The organism is Microbacterium algeriense, assembly GCF_008868005.1.
GTDB lineage: Bacteria > Actinomycetota > Actinomycetes > Actinomycetales > Microbacteriaceae > Microbacterium > Microbacterium algeriense.
The window spans coordinates 1,121,310-1,141,025 of sequence record NZ_WAAO01000001.1 but is presented as its reverse complement, the minus strand read 5'-3'; the positions used below and the strand labels follow the sequence as shown (position 1 = coordinate 1,141,025).

The 19,716-nt window shown below is 69.2% G+C and carries 16 protein-coding genes and 1 tRNA gene; 6 read left to right on the top strand and 11 right to left on the bottom strand.

Annotated features, from left to right (window positions below):
* The first annotated feature begins 229 nt into the window (after positions 1-229).
* Entirely contained in the window at positions 230-2,197 is a 1,968-nt protein-coding gene (gene acs, locus F6A08_RS05550; RefSeq protein WP_151458839.1) for an acetate--CoA ligase, read from the top strand.
* Between the two features lie 112 nt (positions 2,198-2,309).
* Here the strand turns inward: acs and F6A08_RS05545 are convergent, their stop codons facing one another.
* Both F6A08_RS05545 and F6A08_RS05540 read right to left on the bottom strand, forming a co-directional pair.
* A complete protein-coding gene (locus F6A08_RS05545) occupies positions 2,310-2,768 on the bottom strand; it encodes a RidA family protein (protein ID WP_151458838.1) in 459 nt (152 codons plus the stop codon).
* Positions 2,765-2,989 carry a Sp36 family protein gene (locus tag F6A08_RS05540; protein ID WP_017201457.1) on the bottom strand — a complete coding sequence of 75 codons (225 nt, stop codon included), beginning with the start codon at positions 2,987-2,989 and terminating at the stop codon, positions 2,765-2,767. The genes F6A08_RS05545 and F6A08_RS05540 overlap by 4 nt, the downstream gene beginning before the upstream one ends.
* Before the next feature lie 87 nt (positions 2,990-3,076).
* Here F6A08_RS05540 and F6A08_RS05535 point away from each other — a divergent pair, with 87 nt between their 5' ends.
* The 5 genes from F6A08_RS05535 to F6A08_RS05515 all read left to right on the top strand — a co-directional run bounded on the left by F6A08_RS05535 (position 3,077) and on the right by F6A08_RS05515 (position 8,464).
* Positions 3,077-5,638 (top strand): transglycosylase domain-containing protein, encoded by a 2,562-nt coding sequence (locus tag F6A08_RS05535; RefSeq protein ID WP_225855745.1) that lies wholly within the window; start codon positions 3,077-3,079, stop codon positions 5,636-5,638.
* The gene (locus F6A08_RS05530) at positions 5,629-6,570 is read left to right on the top strand and encodes a metallophosphoesterase (RefSeq protein WP_151458837.1); all 942 of its coding nucleotides are present in this window, start codon (positions 5,629-5,631) and stop codon (positions 6,568-6,570) included. The genes F6A08_RS05535 and F6A08_RS05530 overlap by 10 nt, the downstream gene beginning before the upstream one ends.
* A 57-nt stretch (positions 6,571-6,627) precedes the next feature.
* A tRNA-Pro gene (locus tag F6A08_RS05525) sits at positions 6,628-6,704 on the top strand.
* 108 nt (positions 6,705-6,812) lie between these two features.
* A complete protein-coding gene (locus F6A08_RS05520) occupies positions 6,813-7,568 on the top strand; it encodes an HAD-IIB family hydrolase (protein WP_151458836.1) in 756 nt (251 codons plus the stop codon).
* 53 nt (positions 7,569-7,621) lie between these two features.
* Entirely contained in the window at positions 7,622-8,464 is an 843-nt protein-coding gene (locus tag F6A08_RS05515) for a DUF1295 domain-containing protein (protein WP_151458835.1), read from the top strand.
* 25 nt (positions 8,465-8,489) lie between these two features.
* Here the strand turns inward: F6A08_RS05515 and F6A08_RS05510 are convergent, their stop codons facing one another.
* The 9 genes from F6A08_RS05510 to F6A08_RS05470 form a co-directional block, all read right to left on the bottom strand.
* Positions 8,490-9,770 carry an alpha-hydroxy acid oxidase gene (locus tag F6A08_RS05510; protein ID WP_151458834.1) on the bottom strand — a complete coding sequence of 427 codons (1,281 nt, stop codon included), beginning with the start codon at positions 9,768-9,770 and terminating at the stop codon, positions 8,490-8,492.
* A gap of 9 nt (positions 9,771-9,779) precedes the next feature.
* On the bottom strand, positions 9,780-10,502 hold the full coding sequence (locus F6A08_RS05505; RefSeq protein WP_124896213.1) for a FadR/GntR family transcriptional regulator: 723 nt from the start codon (positions 10,500-10,502) through the stop codon (positions 9,780-9,782).
* A gap of 118 nt (positions 10,503-10,620) precedes the next feature.
* Positions 10,621-11,274, bottom strand: a complete 654-nt coding sequence (locus F6A08_RS05500; protein WP_151458833.1) for a thymidine kinase — start codon at positions 11,272-11,274, stop codon at positions 10,621-10,623.
* A gap of 8 nt (positions 11,275-11,282) precedes the next feature.
* Entirely contained in the window at positions 11,283-12,755 is a 1,473-nt protein-coding gene (locus F6A08_RS05495; protein WP_017201465.1) for a malate:quinone oxidoreductase, read from the bottom strand.
* 88 nt (positions 12,756-12,843) lie between these two features.
* Positions 12,844-13,914: an aspartate-semialdehyde dehydrogenase gene (locus tag F6A08_RS05490; protein ID WP_017201466.1), complete on the bottom strand. Its 1,071-nt coding sequence runs from the start codon at positions 13,912-13,914 to the stop codon at positions 12,844-12,846.
* A gap of 579 nt (positions 13,915-14,493) precedes the next feature.
* Positions 14,494-15,774: an aspartate kinase gene (locus F6A08_RS05485; protein ID WP_026049624.1), complete on the bottom strand. Its 1,281-nt coding sequence runs from the start codon at positions 15,772-15,774 to the stop codon at positions 14,494-14,496.
* A 214-nt stretch (positions 15,775-15,988) separates the two neighbouring features.
* Complete coding sequence (locus tag F6A08_RS05480) at positions 15,989-16,906, bottom strand: DMT family transporter (RefSeq protein ID WP_151458832.1); 918 nt, start codon at positions 16,904-16,906, stop codon at positions 15,989-15,991.
* Positions 16,903-17,496, bottom strand: coding sequence for a recombination mediator RecR (gene recR, locus F6A08_RS05475; protein WP_017201469.1), 594 nt, complete (start codon positions 17,494-17,496; stop codon positions 16,903-16,905). The genes F6A08_RS05480 and recR overlap by 4 nt, the downstream gene beginning before the upstream one ends.
* On the bottom strand, positions 17,496-19,691 hold the full coding sequence (locus F6A08_RS05470) for a DNA polymerase III subunit gamma and tau (RefSeq protein WP_192576690.1): 2,196 nt from the start codon (positions 19,689-19,691) through the stop codon (positions 17,496-17,498). Before F6A08_RS05470 ends, recR begins: the two co-directional genes overlap by 1 nt.
* Positions 19,692-19,716: the final 25 nt, after the last annotated feature.

Here is a 19,716-nt window from a genome sequence, read left to right as displayed (position 1 = left end):
TGCCGCCCACGGCGGGCCGCGATCGGGGGAATCGGGCGCGCCAAGGCCGGAATGAGATTTCGGCTGTCGTCGAGTGTACGCAAGGCGACCGTCCTGACAAAACCGGGAGGAGTACCCACTTTCGGCAGTATGCGGCGCAGGGAGCCGAGGATAGATTCGCCCTGACCTGGTCGACCCACCCCCTCGACCACGCTCGCAAGACCCGTATGCCGCAAAGGAGCGCCTGCCGATGAGCAGCCAGATCGACCACCTTCTCGACGAGACCCGCAAGTTCCCGCCGTCGGAGGAATTCGTCGCCCAGTCCGTCTCGTCCCCCGAGCTCTACGAACGGGCCGCCGCAGACCGCGAGGCCTTCTGGGCGGAGCAGTCCCGCGAACTGCTGCACTGGCACAAGCCCTTCACGCAGGTCCTGGACTGGTCGACCCCGCCCTTCGCGAAGTGGTTCGACGACGGGGAGCTGAACGTCGCCTACAACTGCCTCGATCGTCATGTCGAGGAGGGCAACGGCGACCGCGTCGCCCTGCACTGGGAGGGTGAGCCTGGCGACTCCCGACGCATCACCTACGCCGAGCTCACCGACGAGGTCAAGCGCGTCGCGAACGTGCTCGAAGGCCTCGGCATCGGCCAGGGCGACCGGGTAGCGATCTACCTGCCGATGATCCCGGAGGCCATCGCCTCGATGCTCGCGGTCGCGCGCCTCGGCGCGATCCACTCCGTCGTGTTCGGCGGGTTCAGTGCCGACAGCCTGCGCTCGCGCATCGACGACGCGGGCGCCAAGCTCGTCATCACGGCCGACGGCGGCTACCGCAAGGGACGCGTCTCGGCGCTCAAGCCGGCCGTCGACCAGGCCCTCGCCGACCGCGGCGACGGCGAGCAGCAGACCGTGGAGCACGTGCTCGTGGTCAAGCGCGGCGAGAACGAGGTCGAGTGGACCGAGGGACGCGACGTCTGGTGGCACGATGTGGTCCCCGCGGCCTCCCCCGACCACACCGCCCAGGCCTTCCCCGCCGAGAACCCCCTGTTCATCCTCTACACCTCGGGCACCACCGGGAAGCCGAAGGGCATCCTGCACACCTCGGGCGGCTACCTCACCCAGGCCGCGTACTCGCACAAGTACGTCTTCGACCTCAAGCCCGACACGGACGTGTACTGGTGCACGGCGGACATCGGGTGGATCACCGGACACACGTACGTCACCTACGGTCCGCTGGCGAACGGCGCGACCCAGGTGCTCTACGAAGGCACTCCGGACACCCCGCACCCCGGCCGCTGGTGGGAGATCATCGAGAAGTACGAGGTCTCGATCTTCTACACCGCGCCGACCGCGATCCGCTCCTTCATGAAGATCGGCCGCAGCGTCCCGCAGAAGTTCGACCTGTCGTCGCTGCGCCTGCTCGGATCGGTCGGAGAGCCCATCAACCCCGAGGCGTGGATGTGGTACCGAGAGGTGATCGGCGCCGGAAAGACCCCCATCGTCGACACCTGGTGGCAGACCGAGACCGGCGCCATCATGGTGTCCGCCCTGCCCGGCGTGACCGCCACGAAGCCCGGCTCCGCGCAGGTGCCCCTCCCCGGCATCTCGATCGACGTGGTCGACGAGCAGGGCGTCGAGGTGGGCAACGGCAGCGGTGGACTGCTCGTGGTCACCGAACCCTGGCCGAGCATGCTGCGCGGCATCTGGGGCGACCCCGAGCGCTTCCGCGAGACGTACTGGGAGAAGTTCGAGGACCAGGGCTACTACTTCGCCGGCGACGGGGCACGACTGGATGAGGACGGCGACCTGTGGCTGCTCGGCCGCGTCGACGACGTCATGAACGTGTCGGGACACCGGCTGTCGACGGCGGAGATCGAATCCTCGCTCGTGGCGCACGAGGCCACAGCGGAGGCCGCCGTCGTCGGCGCCTCCGACGAGACGACGGGCCAGGCGGTCGTCGCCTTCGTCATCATCAAGGAGAGCTACCTCGCCGAGCACGAGCCGGCCGGGCTCGCCCAGCAGCTGCGACTGTGGGTCGGAGAGCAGATCGGCGCCATCGCCCGTCCGCGCGACGTGTACATCGTCGGCGAGCTGCCGAAGACCCGCTCCGGCAAGATCATGCGCCGCCTGCTGCGCGACGTCGCGGAGGGCCGTGAGGTCGGAGACACCACGACTCTCGCCGACACCGCGGTGATGAGCATCATCTCGGCGCAGGTGAAGTAACGCGAGACCCCGGGTTAATGTCGAGACCCCCTGCTGCAGACGTCTGCAGCAGGGGGTCTCGACATTTGCCCGGGGTCTCAGCGAACCGTGGGTTGCTGAGCCTGTCGAAGCATCAGGCGAGGAGGAAGGTCACCTCGACCTCGACCGGGCTGCCGAGGGGAAGCTCCGCGACGCCGACGGCCGCACGCACGTGGCGTCCCGCGTCGCCGAAGATCTCGCCCAGGACGTCGCTGGCGCCGTTGACGACACCCGGCTGACCCGTGAATCCCTCTGCCGACGCCACAAATCCGCCGACCCGGAGCACGCCGGCGATGCGGTCGACGCCACCGGCGGCGTCGGCTGCGGCTGCGAGCGCGTTGAGGGCGCAGGTGCGGGCGTAGGACTTCGCCTCCTCCGCGGAGACCTCGGCGCCGACCTTGCCGACGGCCGGGAGCGCGCCGTCGACGAAGGGCAGCTGTCCCGACGTGTAGACGAGTCCGGCGTGGACGCCCGCGGGCACATACGCGGCGACCGGAGCGGCGACGGCGGGGAGCTCGATGCCGAGCTCGGTGAGGCGGGCGGCGACGCTCATGCCTGGCCTCCCTCGAACTGACGCGCTGCCTGCTCGGCGGCGGCGAGGCCGGCGTTCGCCGAGGCATCCGTGCTGACCGGGCGCTTCAGGTAGGCGACGAGACCGCCCTCCGGCCCCTGCACGACCTGCACGAGCTCCCAGCCCTGCTTGCCCCAGTTGTTGAGGATGGCTGCCGTGTTGTGGATCAGCAGCGGCGTGGTGAGGTACTCCCACGTGGTCATGGCACTCCTGTCGGTCGGGGCGCGACACCGGAATTCCGGGGCGCCTCGTCAAAGGCGGTATTCAGGGAACTCCCCTACGATCAGCGTATGCCCCAAAAGAATCGCACGGTGAGAGGCGTGCTCGGCGGTCTCGTCGGGCTCGTCGGTCTGAGCGCCGTCGCTGGACTCCTCGTCACGGCCAGCGTCACCCCGGTCCTCGCGATGACCGGTCTCGCAGGCACCCAGGCCCTCACCCTCTTCAATCAGCTCCCGGAGAACCTCAACCCGGGTACGCCGATGGAGCAGTCGACGATCTACGCGACGGCACCAGACGGCTCGACGGTCGAACTGGCATCCTTCTACGAGCAGAACCGCGTCCCGGTGACCTACGAGCAGGTCGCTCCCGTGCTGTACGACGCGATCCTCTCGAGTGAGGACAAGAACTTCTACAGCCACGGCGGCATCAACATCGGCGCCACCGTGAAGGCACTGGTCGACAACGTGCGCCAGACCTCGAGTCGCGGCGCCTCGACCATCAGCCAGCAGTTCGTGAAGAACGTGCTGATCCAGGAGTGCGAGAAGGACGTGGACACCTCCTCCGACACGTACTCCGAGGACCTGCAGGCGTGCTGGACCAAGGCCACACAGGCGAAGGGCGCTGAGGGCATCGAGCGCAAGCTGCAGGAGATGCGCTACGCGATCCAGATCGAGAAGGACGTCTCGAAGAACGACATCCTCCTCGGCTACCTGAACATCGCCAACTTCGGCGGCACCGTGTACGGCATCGAGGCCGCCGCGCGCTACTACTTCTCCACGTCGGCCGCGAACCTCACCGTGGCGCAGGCCGCCACGCTCGCCGGCATCGTGCAGAACCCGAACACCTACCGGATCGACAAGCGCGAGGGCACCTACACCGACAAGGAAGGTGTCGCGCACAACGGCGAGGCGGACGGCTACAAGGACACCAAGGACCGTCGCCACTACGTGCTCGGCCGCATGCTGGCTGACGGAAAGATCACGCAGGCGCAGTACGACGAGGCGGATGCGTCGGAGATCACCCCGACGATCACGACGCCGACGCAGGGCTGCGCCGGCGCCGGCCGCAACGCCTACTTCTGCCAGTACGTGAAGTCGATCGTCGAGAACGACGAGGCCTTCGGCGCCACCAAGAAGGACCGCAGCGATCTGCTGCGCCGCGGTGGCCTGAAGATCTACACCTCTCTCGACTTCCGCGTCCAGGACCCGGCCGCCCAGACCATGGCCGACGTCGTCCCCGCGAACTTCGACAACAAGTACTTCGGCGCCGCAGGCGTGTCGATCGAGGTCGGCACCGGCCGCATCCTGTCGATCACGCAGAACACCCAGTTCCTCGAGACTCCGACCGACGATCAGGCGTACTCCTCCCTGGTGTTCGCCGGCGATCAGAAATACGGCAACTCGGGCGGCTTCCAGGTCGGATCGACGTACAAGCTGTTCACCCTCATCGACTGGCTCGAGAAGGGGCACTCGGTGCGCGAGGTGCTCAACGGCGCCGTGCAGACGAACCTGAAGATCCCCGTCTGCGAGGTCCCGCAGACCACCGACACGTCGAAGATCGGCAACTTCGGTCGCACCCGCGGCTACACGGGCTCCGTCATGAACTTCACCGCCCAGTCGCTCAACAGCGGGTTCTTCGCGATGGCCTCGAAGCTCGACGTCTGCGACATCAACAAGGTCGCCGACAAGATGGGTGTCACCCTCGCGAACGGCGGCAAGGTCACCGATGAGAACGTGCCGTACGACATCCTGGGACCGAAGAACATCTCGCCCATCGCGATGGCGAACGCGTACGCGACGGTCGCCAGCGGCGGCACGTACTGCACACCGCGTGCGATCGACAAGGTGATCGACGCCGACGGCAAGGAGCGACCGCTCCCGAAGTCGAGCTGCACCGAGGGCGTGCTGAGCAAGGAGGTCGCGGCCACCGCGGCGTACGCCCTGCAGGGCGTCATGGCCAGCGGTGGAACCGGAGCTCGGGCGAACCCGTTCGACGGCACCCCGCTGATCGGCAAGACCGGAACGCACGACCTCTGGTCGACGATGATGATCGAGTCGAGCACGAAGGTCGCCACCGCCGTGTGGGCCGGGCGCTCGAACGGAAACCACGACAACGTCTTCAACGTGTGGACCGGCAGCCACAGACTCAACGAGGTGCGGTACCCGCTCGCGGAGGCAGCCCAGCACGCGGCGAACATGGCGTACGGCGGCGACCCGTTCCCGCAGCCGGACAACAACCTCATCCGTCAGGTGCGCGTCGACGTTCCGAACGTCATCGGGCAGACGGTGGAAGAGGCGACCGCGACGCTGGACCGTGCCGGGTTCTCGGTGTCGGTGGGTCAGCCGACCGACAGCGACCAGCCGACCAACATCATCGTCGCGCAGGATCCCTCGGGGCAGGCGGCCGCAGGCGCGACCATCACGATCTCGCCCAGCAACGGCCTCGGAGCCTCGGTGCCCGACGTCACCGGTCAATCGCAGGCCGCTGCGGGAGCTGCGCTCATCGCCGCCGGCTTCACGTCGATCGACTTCGAAGGCTCCTGCAACGCGAAGGGCGCGACAGTGACGGCGACGGACCCTGCGGCGAACACCGCGGCGACCAAGTCGACGCCGGTCAAGGTCTCATGCGACTAGACGCAGGCCGCACGGCACACCCGGCCCTCATCGCGCTCGGCGCGGTGGGGGCCGCGGGTGTGGCCGCAGCGGTCTGGGGAATCGGCATCGAACGCTACCTCTTCACGGTGCGCGAGGTGTCCGCGGAGGCATTGCCGGCGGGCTCAGCGCCGCTGCGCATCCTGCACGTCTCGGACGCCCACATGGCACCGTGGCAGCACCGCAAGCAGGACTGGTTGGCGTCGCTCGCCGAGCTCAAGCCCGACCTCATCGTGAACACGGGTGACAACCTTGGCCACCGCGACGGCCTCGACGGCATCCGCCGGGCGTTCGCTCCGCTCGCAGGCATCCCCGGGGTGTTCGTGCACGGCTCGAACGACGTCACCGCCCCCTCCCCCCGCAACCCGCTGCGCTACTTCCTCGGCCCGTCGAAGAAGAAGCAGGATCCGCCGCTCCTCGACACCGAGGCGATGGACGCGTACTTCACGGACGAGCTGGGCTGGACCGATCTGAACAACGCCGCAGCCCGGCTCGCCGTCGGCGGGCGCGAGATCGCTCTCTTCGGGGTCGACGACGCCCACCGCGATTGGGATCGCCTCGAGGACCTCCCCGACGCGATCGACGCTCTGGGCCCGCGCGACGACGCAACGCCGATGCTCGGTGTCACCCACGCGCCCTACCAGCGTGTGCTCAACGGGTTCATCGGCCTGGGCGCCGACGCGATCCTGGGCGGTCACACGCACGGCGGTCAGGTGTGCCTCCCTGGATACGGAGCCCTCGTCGCGAACTGCGACATCCCGCTCTCCCAGGCGAAGGGGCTCAGCACCTGGTCGCACGACGGCCGGACCGTGCCGCTGAACGTCAGCGCCGGCTGCGGACACTCCATCTACGCCCCGGTGCGCTTCGCGTGCCGGCCGGAGGCGACGCTGCTCACGCTCACGGCACGGAGCTGATCGGACTCTCGATTCGGCGCAGGGAGCATTTCCCTGTAGACTCGGAGGGTTGCAAAACGGGGTGTGGCGCAGCTTGGTAGCGCGCTTCGTTCGGGACGAAGAGGTCGCAGGTTCAAATCCTGTCACCCCGACCAGTGACACGAGAAGGCCGCCCGCAGGGGCGGCCTTCTCTGTATCGGGATCGCGACCGTGTCGCTCCCCTCGCGCTCCTCTCGGCGTGCACCTTCTAGGCTGGAGACACCATGACCGCGCCCGCACTCGTCGCCTTCGATCTCGATGACACGCTCGCTCCGTCCAAGGGCCTGATCGACCCTCGGATCGCCGACCTGCTCCTGGCGCTGCTGCGCTCGGTCGACGTCGCCATCATCTCCGGTGGCAATGAGACGCAGTTCCGCACCCAGGTGGTGGCTCGTCTCGGCGATGCGGATGCCGCCGATCTCGCCCGCCTGCACCTCCTGCCGACCTGCGGGACCCGGTATTTGCGCCACGACGGCGCGGACTTCACCTCCGTGTACGCACACGATCTCAGCGCCGCGGAGAAGCGGGCCGCGCTCACGGCGCTCCGGGAAGAAGCCGAGCGGCTCGGGCTCTGGGAAGCCGAGCCCTGGGGCGACATCCTCGAGGATCGCGGCTCGCAGATCACGTTCTCCGCGCTCGGCCAGCGTGCCCCCCGCGAGGCGAAGCACGACTGGGACCCCACGGGCGCCAAGCGTGCCGCCCTGCGCGACGCGGTCGCCGCCCGCCTCCCCGGGCTCGAGGTGCGCTCCGGCGGCTCCACGTCCATCGACATCACGCAGGCGGGCATCGACAAAGCCTTCGGCATGCGGCAGCTCTCGACCCACACGGGGATCCCCCTCACCGACATGCTGTTCTACGGCGACCGTCTCGATGAAGGCGGCAACGACTATCCGGTCCTCGCGATCGGCGTTCCGTCCGTGGCGGTCGAGGGCTGGGAGGACACCGCCGCCAAGCTCGAGGAGCTGCTGCGCACGCTGTGACCCCGGGGGCGTCGCAGCACCCCGATTCGCCCGCGTGCCCCTAGCATGGCGTCATGGATGCGCTCCTCGTCGTCATCGTCGTCGCAGCTGTCGCCAGCGTTCTGTGCTGGGTGCTGTCGCTGATCACGCGGGACACCTCATGGGTGGACCGGGCGTGGTCGATCGTGCCGGTCGTCTACGTGTGGATCTTCGTCGCCGGCGCCTTCGCCGACGACCGGGGTTCGGCCCGGGTGGTGCTGATGGGTGTGCTGGCGACGGCCTGGGGAGCGCGGCTGACGTTCAACTTCGCCCGCAAGGGCGGCTACACCGGCATGGAGGACTACCGGTGGGCGATCCTGCGCCAGCGGATGCGCCCCTGGCAGTTCCAGGTGTTCAACGTGCTGTTCATCGTCTGCTACCAGATGACGCTGCTCGTGCTCATCACTCTGCCCGCTCTCGTCGCGGCAGAGCATCCGTCCGCCCTCACGGTCGGGGATGCGGTGTTCATCGCCGCGTTCCTCGCCTTCCTCGTCGGCGAGACCGTCGCGGACCAGCAGCAGTGGAACTTCCACCAGCGCAAGAAGCAGGCCGGCGGCACCCTGGCTCCCGGCTTCGCGACGGACGGGCTCTTCCGCTACAGCCGCCACCCGAACTTCTTCTTCGAGCAGGCGCAGTGGTGGGCGTTCTACGCGATCGGCGCCACCGCTGCCGTCGCCTCGGGAGCGGGTGTCATCGGCGGCGTATTCAATCCGACGATCGTCGGCGCGGTCCTGCTCACCGTCCTGTTCATCGGCTCGACGATCTTCACCGAATCGATCACCGCCTCGAAGTATCCCGCGTACGCGGAGTACCGGCGCACCACGTCGATGCTCATCCCGTGGCCGCCGCGCTCCCGGGCCGTGGCTCCGCAGTCCTGACGCGGGCCACGGCGCCGGGAGGCCGTCAGCGGACGCGGGCCTCGGTGGCGGCGCGGGTGACCGGCACGAGGCGGGTGAGCTGCGTGACGTGTCCCGGTTCCAGTTCGGCGAGCGACGAGACGCCGAGCAGTCGCATGGTGCGTTCGATCTCGCTGCGCAGGATGGCGATCGTCCGGTCCACGCCCTGGCGTCCGCCGGCCATCAGCCCGTACAGGTAGGCGCGTCCGATCAGCGTGAAGTCGGCGCCGAGAGCCACGGCCGCGACGATGTCGGCGCCGTTCATGATGCCGGTGTCGATCATGACCGTGAAATCGTCGCCCACGGCCTGACGCACCTCGGGCAGCAGGTGGAACGGGATCGGCGCACGGTCGAGCTGACGGCCGCCGTGGTTGGAGAGCACGATGCCGTCGACCCCCGCGTCGCGCAGGCGTACGGAGTCCTCGACGTTCTGCACACCCTTGATGACGATCTTGCCGGGCCAGATGTCGCGGATGACGGCGAGATCGTCGTAGCTGATGGTCGGGTCCATCGCCGCGTCCAGCAGCTCTCCCACGGTGCCGCCGGTCGTGCTGAGAGAAGCGAACTCCAGCTTCGGGGTGGTGAGGAAGTCGTACCACCACCACGGACGCGGGATCGCGTTGATGATCGTGCCCAGAGTCAGCTGCGGCGGGATGCTGAAGCCGTTGCGCTTGTCGCGCAGGCGGGCGCCGGCGACGGGGGTGTCGACCGTGAACTGCAGCGTGTCGAATCCGGCGGCCGCAGCGCGGCGTGCGAGCTCGTACGAGATCTCGCGATCGCGCATGACGTACAGCTGGAACCAGTTCCGTCCCGGTACCGGTCCGCGAGGCTCGCTGAGGGTCGCGTCTCGCACACCCTCGATGGAGGTCGTGCCGAGCGTGGAAAGCGTGAACGGGATGCCGGCGGCGGCCGCGGCACCGGCACCGGCCACCTCTCCCTCGGTCTGCATGAGCCTCGTGAATCCGGTGGGCGCGATGCCGAACGGCAGCGCGGAGGGCCCGCCGAGGATCTCGATGCTCGTGTCGACGTCGGGAGCGGGCTTGAGGATGCCCGGGTGGAACTCCACGTCCTGGAACGCCTGGCGCGCGCGGCTCAGCGACAGCTCGCCCTCCGCTGCACCGTCGGTGTAGTCGAAGGCAGCCTTCGGAGTGCGGCGCTTCGCGATGATGCGGAGATCATCGATCGTCAGCGCCGCATCGAGACGACGCTTCCTGCCGTTCAGCTCGGGCTTCTTGAACTTCATCAGCTCGAGGAGCTCTCGGGGGTTGGGGACCTGACGCTGGACCATAGGGACCTCTCAGTCGTGGGGATGGGCGGCGCGGGTGAGACCCGCTGACGTGTAGTAGCCGGTGATGTGGGTGTGCACGAGGCGTCGAGCGGCCGGCACGTCGGCATCGTCGATCGCGGCGACCAGGGCGCGGTGCTCGGCGCGGAGCCGGGCGGCCATCGCCTCCCAGTCCTCGATCGCGGCCACCCCGGACTGCACGTACGACTCGATCGAGGAGCGGAGGCCCGCCATCATCGCCGCGATGACGGTGTTGCCGCTCGCCTCGGCCAGGGACAGGTGCAGCTGCGCGTCGAGCGCGAGGAACTCGGCAGGAGTCAGGCCGGGGGCATCCATCGCCTCGAGCAGCCGGTGCGCTCGCGTCGTGTCCCGATCTGGGGAACCGGCCATCGCTGCGACGACCGCGTCCTCGAGCACGAGGCGCGTGCGTACGACGTCGTCCAGCGGGAAGCCCTGAGCGGCGACCTGCAGCCGCAGCAGCGCCGACATGCCGCCGGTCGGGGTCGCGATGACGATGGCGCCGGACTGGGGGCCGGAACCGGTCGCGGTGCGGATGAGTCCCATCACCTCGAGCACGCGGAAGGCTTCCCGCACGCTCGATCGGCCGACGCCGAGCTCCGTCGCCAGGTCGCGCTCGGAAGGCAACCGGTCGCCGGGCCCGAGGCGCCCCTCGAGGAGGTCGCGCTCGATGTGCTCGAGCACGAGTCGCCATGCGCGCGCTGGCTGCTCCGACATGCGGCCTCCTGTGGTCAGACCACAGCGTACTCCCGTGTGGTCAGACCACGCAAACGGGGCGCGCTCATCAGGACGCTCCCGAGCTGCGGTACGAGAGTCGGGGGTGTTCGCGACGGCGTCAGCCCAGGCGCCCGCCGGACTCCTCCAGGTAGCACGTGCCGCAGAGCGATTCGTACGTCGTCACCTCGGGCGATGCCGATCCGGTCGCACCCTCGTCGATCGCGACCTGGTCGCCGTCGAAGACGAATCGTCCCCCGACGACACGTCCGTTGAACACCGCCTTGCGACCGCAGCGGCAGATCGTCTTGAGCTCCTCGAGCGAGTGCGCGATCGCGAGCAGTCGCGCCGAGCCGGGGAACGCGTGGGTGAGGAAGTCGTTGCGGATGCCGTATGCGATCACGGGGATGCCGTCCTCCACGGCGATGCGGAAGAGATCGTCGACCTGCGTCGGCGTGAGGAACTGCGCCTCGTCGATCAGCAGGCACGCCACATCGCTGGGCCCCTCCGGCAGCAGCTCGTCGTCCGACGCCTGCTGCATGCGCGCGCGGTGCTCGGCGAACACGGCTCGCGCGTCCGCCTCCGGTGCGATCAGAAAGTCGACGGGGCGGGTGACGCCCAGCCGGCTCTCGATCTCCCCCGCGCCCTTCGTGTCGATCGCGGGCTTCGCGAGCAGCACGTGCTGGCCGCGCTCCTCGTAGTTGTAGGCGGCCTGCAGCAGGGCGGTCGACTTGCCCGAGTTCATCGCGCCGTAGCGGAAGTAGAGCTTCGCCACGGCGCGCTTCAGACGTTGATGCCGAGCGCGGCCGCGGTGGCTTCGGTCGACTGCTCCGCGAGCGCCGGGTCCGCGTTGAGCTTCTTGCCGAAGGTCGGGATCAGCGCACGGAGCTCGGGCTCCCAGCCGGGGTACTCGTCCGGGAAGCAGCGCTTCAGCAGGTCGAGCATGATCGGAACCGCGGTGGATGCGCCAGGCGAGGCGCCGAGCAGACCCGCGATCGAGCCGTCCGCCGCGGCGACGACCTCGGTGCCGAACTGCAGGACTCCGCCCTTCTTGGGGTCCTTCTTCATGACCTGGGCGCGCTGACCGGCGTTGATCAGCGTCCAGTCCTCGTCCTTCGCCGTCGGCATGAAGGTGCGCAAACTGTCGACCTTCTTGGCGTGGTTCTTCAGCAGCTCGCTGATCAGATACGTGATGAGGTCGGGGTTCTTCACGGCCACCTGCAGCATTGGCAGCAGGTTGTGCGCCCGCACCTGGGACACGATGTCGAACATCGAGCCGTTCTTGAGGAACTTCGGGCTGAACGTCGCGAACGGTCCGAACATGAGGGATGCCTCGCCGTCGACCACGCGGGTGTCGAGGTGCGGCACCGACATGGGCGGGGCGCCGACCGACGCCTGCGAGTACACCTTGGCCTTGTGCTGCGCCACGATCTGGGGATCGGTGGTCTTCAGGAACTGGCCGCCGATCGGGAAGACGCCGTAGCCCTTGATCTCAGGGATGCCGGCATTCTGCAGGAGCTTCAGCGCCCAGCCACCCGCTCCGACGAACACGAACTTCGCGCGGATGTCGTTCGGCGTGCGACCGATCGTCGTGCGGTACTTGACCAGCCAGGATCCGTCCTTCTGACGCTTGAGCGACTTGACCTCGTGATTCGTCCGCACCGAGACGCCCGACTTCCGGAGGTGATCGAACAGCTGGTGGGTCAGGGCACCGAAGTCGACGTCCGTCCCGGCGGGGACGCGCGTCGCGGCGAACGGCTCTCCCTTGCGGCGCTGCTGCATCAGCAACGGCGCCCACTTGTTGATGACGCGAGAGTCCTCGCTGTACTCGATCCCCGCGAACAGGGGCTGCTCCTTGAGCACCTCGTAGCGGTTCTTGAGGTAGGCGACGTCCTTCTCGCCCCGCACGAACGTCATGTGCGGCGTCGCGTTGATGAACGTGGACGGCGCGTCGAGCACACCCTTCTCCACGAGAGAGGACCAGAACTGGCGACTCTGCTGGAACTGCTCGTTGATCGACACGGCCTTGGCCGGATCCAGCGGCGCATCCCCCTGCTGGGGCATGTAGTTCAACTCGCACAGGGCGGCGTGGCCCGTGCCGGCGTTGTTCCACGGGTTCGAGCTCTCCTGAGCCACATCGGAGAGTCGCTCGAAGGCGACGATCTTCCACTCCGGCTGCAGCTCGTGCAGCAGAGTACCCAGGGTGGCGCTCATGATGCCACCGCCGATCAGGACGACATCGACGTTTTCAGTCACCCGAACAGTCTAGTTCGCGGCCACGGCACCGCAGACCATCGCGGTCAGGCGACGGCCTGGGCGCTGCGGAACCGCACGAGCCCAGCGGTCAGGCGACGGCGGCCAGACGCTGAGCCAGCACCTCGGCGATCTGCACGGCGTTCAGCGCCGCACCCTTGCGGAGGTTGTCGTTGCTGACGAACAGCACGAGTCCCTTCCCCTCCGGTGCGGACTGGTCAGCGCGGATGCGACCCACGAAGCTCGGGTCCTTGCCGGCGGCCTGCAGCGGCGTCGGCACCTCATCCAGCACGACGCCGGGCGCCGCGCTCAGGATCTCGCGGGCGCGCTCCGGCGTCAGGTCACGGGCGAACTCGGCGTGGATCGTCAGGGAGTGGCCCGTGAACACCGGGACGCGCACGCACGTGCCTGCGACACGGAGATCGGGCAGTTCGAGGATCTTCCGGCTCTCGTTGCGGAGCTTCTTCTCCTCGTCGGTCTCGTTGTCCCCGTCATCGACGAGGTTGCCCGCGAACGGGATCACATCGAACGCGATCGGCGCGACGTACTTCTCGGGCTCGGGGAAGTCGATCGCGGAGCCGTCGTGCACCAGGCGAAGCGTGTCACCCTGCGCGAGGACTCCCTCGACCTGGCCGAGCAGCTCCTGCGCGCCGGCGAGCCCCGACCCGGACACGGCCTGGTAGGTGGAGACGATCAGACGCTCGAGTCCGGCCTCGGCGTCGAGCACCTTGAGGACCGGCATGGCAGCCATCGTGGTGCAGTTCGGGTTGGCGATGATGCCCTTCGGACGGTCGTCGATCGCGTGCGGGTTGACCTCGCTCACCACGAGCGGGACCTCGGGGTCCATGCGCCAGGCGCTGGAGTTGTCGACCACGACCGCACCGGCTTCGGCGAAACGGGGGGCATAGGCGCGGCTGGCCGTGGCCCCGGCCGAGAACAGCGCGATGTCGATGCCGGCCGCATCCGCGGTCTCGACATCCTCGACGATGACGGTCGCTCCCCCGAACTCGATCGCGGTGCCCGCGGAACGGGACGAGGAGAACAGCCGCAGCTCGCGGATCGGGAACGACCTCTCCGCGAGAATCTCGCGCATCACGGTGCCCACCTGGCCGGTGGCGCCGACGATGGCGACGGAGAGTCCTGATTCGGAGATGCGGGTCATGATGTTCCTTGGCGTCGTGCGGTACTGCGTACGAGGCTTCGGGCGCGGCGTCGGGATGCTGATGCTGCGCCTGGCGCCGGTGTCAGGGTTTCGGCGAGTCTATCGCGCCCCCGAGCACCGCCGGGTCATTCGTGACGCGCCGCCGCTCGCACCGCCGCCGGTTCAGGCAATCCCACGAGAACAGGCAGGAACACGGCCTACCTGCCTGATGCGGGCAGGCTGCCTGATACGGGCAGGCTGCCTGATACGGGCAGGCTGCCTGATACGGAGCGCCGTGATGCGGGCTTGCCGTCAGACGCGGGCTGAGCCCCTGTCGCGGGGAATCAGGCAGATCCTCGAGAACAGGCAGGAACGCAGCCCAGGTGCCTGATGCGGGTGGACCGCCTGATGTGGGTGGACTGCCTGAATCGGGTGGACTGCCAGATGCGGGTGGACTGCCTGATGCGGGTGGACTGCCTGATGCGGGTGGGCTGCCCGACGCAGGCGTACTCGACGCGCGGAATCAGGCAGATCCGCGAGAACAGGCGGGAACGCAGCCCAGGTGCCTGATGTGGGCGGAGCGCCTGATTCGGCGGGCGTTCAGCGGCCGGTGCCGGCGTGGACCGTGGCCTCGGCGTCGCCGTCGAGACCGTAGGCGGTGTGCACGGTGCGAGCGGCCTCGGTCAGGTCGGTGTCGCGCAGCACCACCGAGATGCGGATCTCCGAGGTGGAGATCATCTCGATGTTGATGCCGCCGGCGGACAGCGCCTCGAAGAGCGTCGCCGAGACACCCGAGTGCGTGCGCATGCCCGCCCCGACGACCGAGAGCTTGCCGATCTGGTCGTCGTGGATCAGGTTCTGGAAGCCGACCTCGGTCTGCTCACCGGCGAGGGCCTTGAGTGCCGCCGCGGCATCCGCCTTGGGGACTGTGAAGGAGATGTCGGTGCGCCCGGTGGCCGACACGTTCTGCACGATCATGTCGACGTTGGCGCCGGACTTCGCGACGATCTTGAAGATCTCGGCGGCCTTGCCCGGAACGTCGGGCACACCCGCGACCGTGATCTTGGCCTGGCTGAAGTCGGTGGCGACGCCGGCGACGATCGGTTCTTCCATGACTGCTCCCTCGGCTTCGCGAGGGTTCTTCATACCCTCGCCCAGAACGTATGTGCCCTCGGCCGACGAGAACGTCGACCGAGCGTGAATGAGGACGCCATGACGGCGGGCGTACTCGACGGCGCGGATGTACAGCACCTTGGCGCCGTTGGCGGCGAGCTCGAGCATCTCCTCGCTGGAGACGTGATCGAGCTTCTGCGCCTTCGGGATCACGCGCGGGTCCGCGGTGAAGATGCCGTCGACGTCGCTGTAGATCTCGCACACGTCGGCGCCGAGGGCGGCTGCCAGAGCGACCGCCGTGGTGTCCGAACCGCCCCGTCCGAGCGTGGTGATGTCACGGGTGTCGCGGTTGAAGCCCTGGAAACCGGCGACGATCACGATCGCGCCCTCATCGAGGGCTTCACGAAGACGGACGGGTGTGACATCCACGATGCGCGCAGCGCCGTGCTGCGAGTCGGTGATCATGCCCGCCTGGCTGCCCGTGAACGAACGCGCCTCGAAGCCCATGGAGTGGATGGCCATCGCCAGCAGCGCCATCGAGATGCGCTCACCGCTGGAGAGGAGCATGTCGAGCTCGCGCGGAGCCGGGATCGGTGCAACCTCGTTCGCGAGGTCGAGCAGCTCGTCGGTGGTGTCGCCCATGGCGCTCACTGCGACCACGACGTCGTGTCCGGCACGACGCGTGTCGACGATGCGCTTGGCGACGCGCTTGATGCTCTCTGCGTCGGCGACGGATGAGCCGCCGTACTTCTGCACGATGAGGGCCACGATCACTCCCTGGGATGTCGGGCGGATCCGCCCACGCTCATTCTACGATCGGCGCGTATGCCCCGCCGCGCATGTGACCTCCCCTCCCCTCTCGGCTGTCACCGAATGCACGGGTTCGCGCCCAGTGCACGGGAACGCGGCGCGCGCAAGCCGCGCACTCGGCGGCAAGCCGTGCACTCGGCGATCGGCGCGGGGGGCGGGGAAGGGGGCGGGGTCAGAGGGCGGGAGGGAGGGCGGTGGGGGCCACGGGGCGGAGGCGGCCTCCCGTGGCGGCGAACCAGCAGCCCACGATGATGAGCGGGAACCCCAGGAGCAGGCCAGGGGTCAGCGGCTCGGAGAGGACGATCGCTCCGAGGAGGATCGCGACCACCGGATTCACGTAGGTGAACAGCGGCGCACGCACCGGACCCACCTCGCGGATGAGCGCGAAGAAGGCCAGGAACGCGCCGGCCGTGCAGATGACGGCGAGAGCGAGCAGCGCCGCGATCGACGGCAGCGTCGGCACCTCGTGCTGAGTCAGGAGGCCGATCGGCAGGTACAGGATCCCGATCATCAGCAGCGACAGCGTGATGGTGCCGAGCGACGGCACGTCGGTGAGCTTGCGCGCCACGATGAAGGGCGCGATCGCGTAGAGCACGGCGACCAGCAGCACCTCACCAGCAGCGAGGAGACTGACCTCGCCACCGAAGAGACCGGGACCGGCGACCACGATCGCGACACCGACGAACCCCACGAGGAGGCCGATCCCGCGGGCGGGACGGAGCACCCCGCGGTCGCCACCGCCGAGCGCGATCAGGGCGGCGAACAGCGGGACCGTGGCCACGAGCAGGCCGGTCATCCCCGACGGGAGCGTCATCTCCGCATGCCCGAGCAGCAGGAACGGCCCCGCCATCTCGACCGCGCCGAACGCGAGCACCCAGGGCCAGTGCCGCAGCGCCGCACGCAGGGCGCCGCTGCGGAGCGCGAACGGCAGCAGCAGCAGAGCCGCGATGAGGGTGCGCCCCGCGACGATGGCGGGCGGCGAGAACGACTCCACCGCGACGCTGATGAACAGGTAGGGCACACCCCACAGCAGCGCCATGGCCCCGAAGAGCAGCCACCCCCGACGCGAGAAGCCCGCGTTCGGGGTCACAGGACGCGCCGGCCCTCGAACGCCCGGCCGAGGGTGACCTCGTCGGCGTACTCGAGGTCGCCGCCCACCGGCAGCCCGGAGGCGAGGCGCGACACGGTGATCTGCATCGTCGTCAGCAGGCGGCTCAGATAGCTGGCCGTGGCCTCGCCCTCCAGGTTCGGGTTGGTGGCGAGGATGACCTCCTGCACCGTGCCGTCGGCAAGACGGGTCATCAGCTGCGCGATGCGGAGATCGTCCGGTCCGATGCCGGCGATGGGACTGATCGCCCCGCCGAGCACGTGGTAGAGACCGCGGAACTCGCGCGTCCGCTCGATCGCGGCCACGTCCTTGGCATCTTCCACCACGCAGATCAGCGCCTGGCTGCGCCGCGGGTCTCGGCAGATCGCGCACCGCTCCTGCTCGGCGACGTTGCCGCAGATCTCGCAGAACCGCACGCGCGTGCGGATCTCGCTGAGCAGCTCGGCGAGACGCGCGACGTCGAACGTCGGCGTCTGCAGGATGTGGAATGCGATCCGCTGGGCGGACTTCGGTCCGATGCCGGGGAGCCGACCGAACTCGTCGATCAGCTCCTGAACGATGCCGTCATACATCAGGAGAACCTCGTCGGGGGCTCGTAGGGCTCTTCGCGCAGGAACGTCGCGCCGAGGACCTGGCGGATCACGGCTTCACCGTAGCGCTGCACTCCTCCGACGGAGGGCGAACGCTCGATGACGACCGGAGGAACTGTCGCGACGCGCTGCGCGGGTGCCGAGCGCGGCGCGGCGGGCGCGTGCGGAGGCATCGGCGGCTCGTACGACGGATCGTACGGCGGCTCGTCGTCGAACGCCGGCGCCTCGTCGTCACCAGGGAGCGGAGGCTCGTCGCGGTCGACCGCGCCGTCGGAGGGCGGGGACGGAGCGGAGGCGGCCGCCTCCACCTCTTCCGGCTCCTCGTCGACCGGGAGCGGCGATGAGGGCGCGGCGGGGCGGGGCGAAGCGGGTTCCGGCGTCGTGGGAATGGGCGCGACCGCCCACTCCGTCACGGCGGGAGCGGACGCCCCGCGGACCTGCGAGCGCGGAGAACCCGCTGACGCAGGCTCCGATGCAGGAGCCGGATCAGCCGGGGCAGCGGAACCGTTCGACGCGGGCTGCCGTGGCGCTCCCCCCGCCGGCATGGGCGCGGGAAGGTACTTCACCCGCACACCGAGTTCCTGCTCGATCGCAGAGCGCAGGTGGTCGGACGGCCCGGATCCCGGAGTCGTGCCCTTGAACTTCGCGACATCGTGCTGGCTCGTGAAGCCCAGGGTCAGGACCTCGGTGTCGGTGTCGTACGCCAGCGGCTGCACAGCCGTGGCCAGCAGCCAGGATGTGCGGCTGATGCCCTCGAGGCGGGTGAGCACCGCAGGCCAGACCTTCCGGATGCGCTCCACGGTGACCGGGCCCTGCGGAACCGCAGGCGCCGGAGCGGCCTCCGGTGCGGACGCGGTCGGCTCCGTCGCGGACGGGGCGGACGCCGGCGCCGCGGGGGTCTCCGCCGCCGGAGCAGCCGCCGGAGCAGGCGCGGGGGCGGGTGCGGGCGTCGGAGGGGCCGCCGTCACGACGGGCGGCGCCGGGGTCGGTGCAGGCGCTGCAGCCGCCGACACCGGGGCGGAGGCGCGCTCGGGTGCGGGGGCCGCCGCGGAGGTCTGGGTCGCAGCGGAGAGCACACGCGCCACCATCAGCTCGAGATGCAGCCGGGGCGATGTCGCACCGGACATGTCGTCGAGCGCCGCGCTCACCACGTCGGCGGTGCGCGACAGACGAGCGGCCCCGAACTCCTCGGCCTGGCGACGCATGCGCTCCAGGTCGTCTTCCGCGACGCCGCGCAGCACGGCGGAGGCGCCGGCACCCACGGCGGCGATCACGATCAGGTCGCGCAGCCGCTCGAGCAGGTCATCGACGAAGCGACGCGGGTCCTGGCCGGTCTGCACCACGCGATCGATCGCGGGGAAGGCGGCAGCGGCGTCTCCGGCGGCCAGGGCGTCGACGATCTCGTCGAGGAGCGCGGCGTGCGTGTAGCCCAGCAGGGCGACCGCGCGCGCATAGCCGACCGTGACGGTCTCGGACCCCGCCGGGGAGTCGGAGCCGGCGATCAGCTGGTCGAGCAGCGACAGGGTGTCACGAGGAGAGCCGCCGCCGGCCCGCACCACGAGCGGGAGCACGCCCTGCTCGACGACCACACCCTCTTCGGCGCAGAGTTTCTCGACGTACTCCAGCATCGCTGCCGGCGGGACCAGTCGGAACGGGTAGTGGTGCGTGCGGGACCGGATCGTGCCGAGGACCTTCTCGGGCTCGGTCGTCGCGAAGATGAACTTCACGTGCTCCGGCGGCTCCTCGACGAGCTTGAGCAGCGCGTTGAAGCCCTGCGGCGTCACCATGTGCGCCTCGTCGAGGATGAAGATCTTGTAGCGGTCGCGGCTCGGGGCGAAGGTGGCGCGCTCGCGCAGGTCGCGCGCGTCGTCGACGCCGTTGTGGCTCGCGGCGTCGATCTCGACCACGTCGAGCGAACCGCCGCCGGCGCGGGAGAGCTCCACGCAGCTGGGGCAGGTGCCGCACGGGGTGTCGGTGGGCCCCTCGGCGCAGTTCAGGCAGCGTGCCAGGATGCGCGCCGAAGTGGTCTTGCCGCAGCCACGCGGACCCGAGAAGAGGTACGCGTGACCGACGCGGTCGCCGCGCAGCGCCGTCATCAGCGGATCGGTCACCTGGGACTGCCCGATCATCTCGCCGAAGGCCTCGGGTCGGTAGCGGCGGTAGAGGGCTGTGGTCACCAGACCAGCCTACGGCGTGCCACCG

Bases quoted from the DNA above. Each gene is read 5' to 3' on its own strand.
- F6A08_RS05515 (WP_151458835.1), top strand. From the start codon at position 7,622: ATGGATGCGCTCCTCGTCGTCATCGTCGTCGCAGCTGTCGCCAGCGTT.
- F6A08_RS05520 (WP_151458836.1), top strand. From the start codon at position 6,813: ATGACCGCGCCCGCACTCGTCGCCTTCGATCTCGATGACACGCTCGCT.
- recR (WP_017201469.1), bottom strand. From the start codon at position 17,496: ATGTATGACGGCATCGTTCAGGAGCTGATCGACGAGTTCGGTCGGCTC.
- F6A08_RS05505 (WP_124896213.1), bottom strand. From the start codon at position 10,502: ATGTCGGAGCAGCCAGCGCGCGCATGGCGACTCGTGCTCGAGCACATC.
- F6A08_RS05535 (WP_225855745.1), top strand. From the start codon at position 3,077: ATGCCCCAAAAGAATCGCACGGTGAGAGGCGTGCTCGGCGGTCTCGTC.
- F6A08_RS05530 (WP_151458837.1), top strand. From the start codon at position 5,629: ATGCGACTAGACGCAGGCCGCACGGCACACCCGGCCCTCATCGCGCTC.
- F6A08_RS05510 (WP_151458834.1), bottom strand. From the start codon at position 9,770: ATGGTCCAGCGTCAGGTCCCCAACCCCCGAGAGCTCCTCGAGCTGATG.
- acs (WP_151458839.1), top strand. From the start codon at position 230: ATGAGCAGCCAGATCGACCACCTTCTCGACGAGACCCGCAAGTTCCCG.
- F6A08_RS05490 (WP_017201466.1), bottom strand. From the start codon at position 13,914: ATGACCCGCATCTCCGAATCAGGACTCTCCGTCGCCATCGTCGGCGCC.
- F6A08_RS05540 (WP_017201457.1), bottom strand. From the start codon at position 2,989: ATGACCACGTGGGAGTACCTCACCACGCCGCTGCTGATCCACAACACG.
- F6A08_RS05545 (WP_151458838.1), bottom strand. From the start codon at position 2,768: ATGAGCGTCGCCGCCCGCCTCACCGAGCTCGGCATCGAGCTCCCCGCC.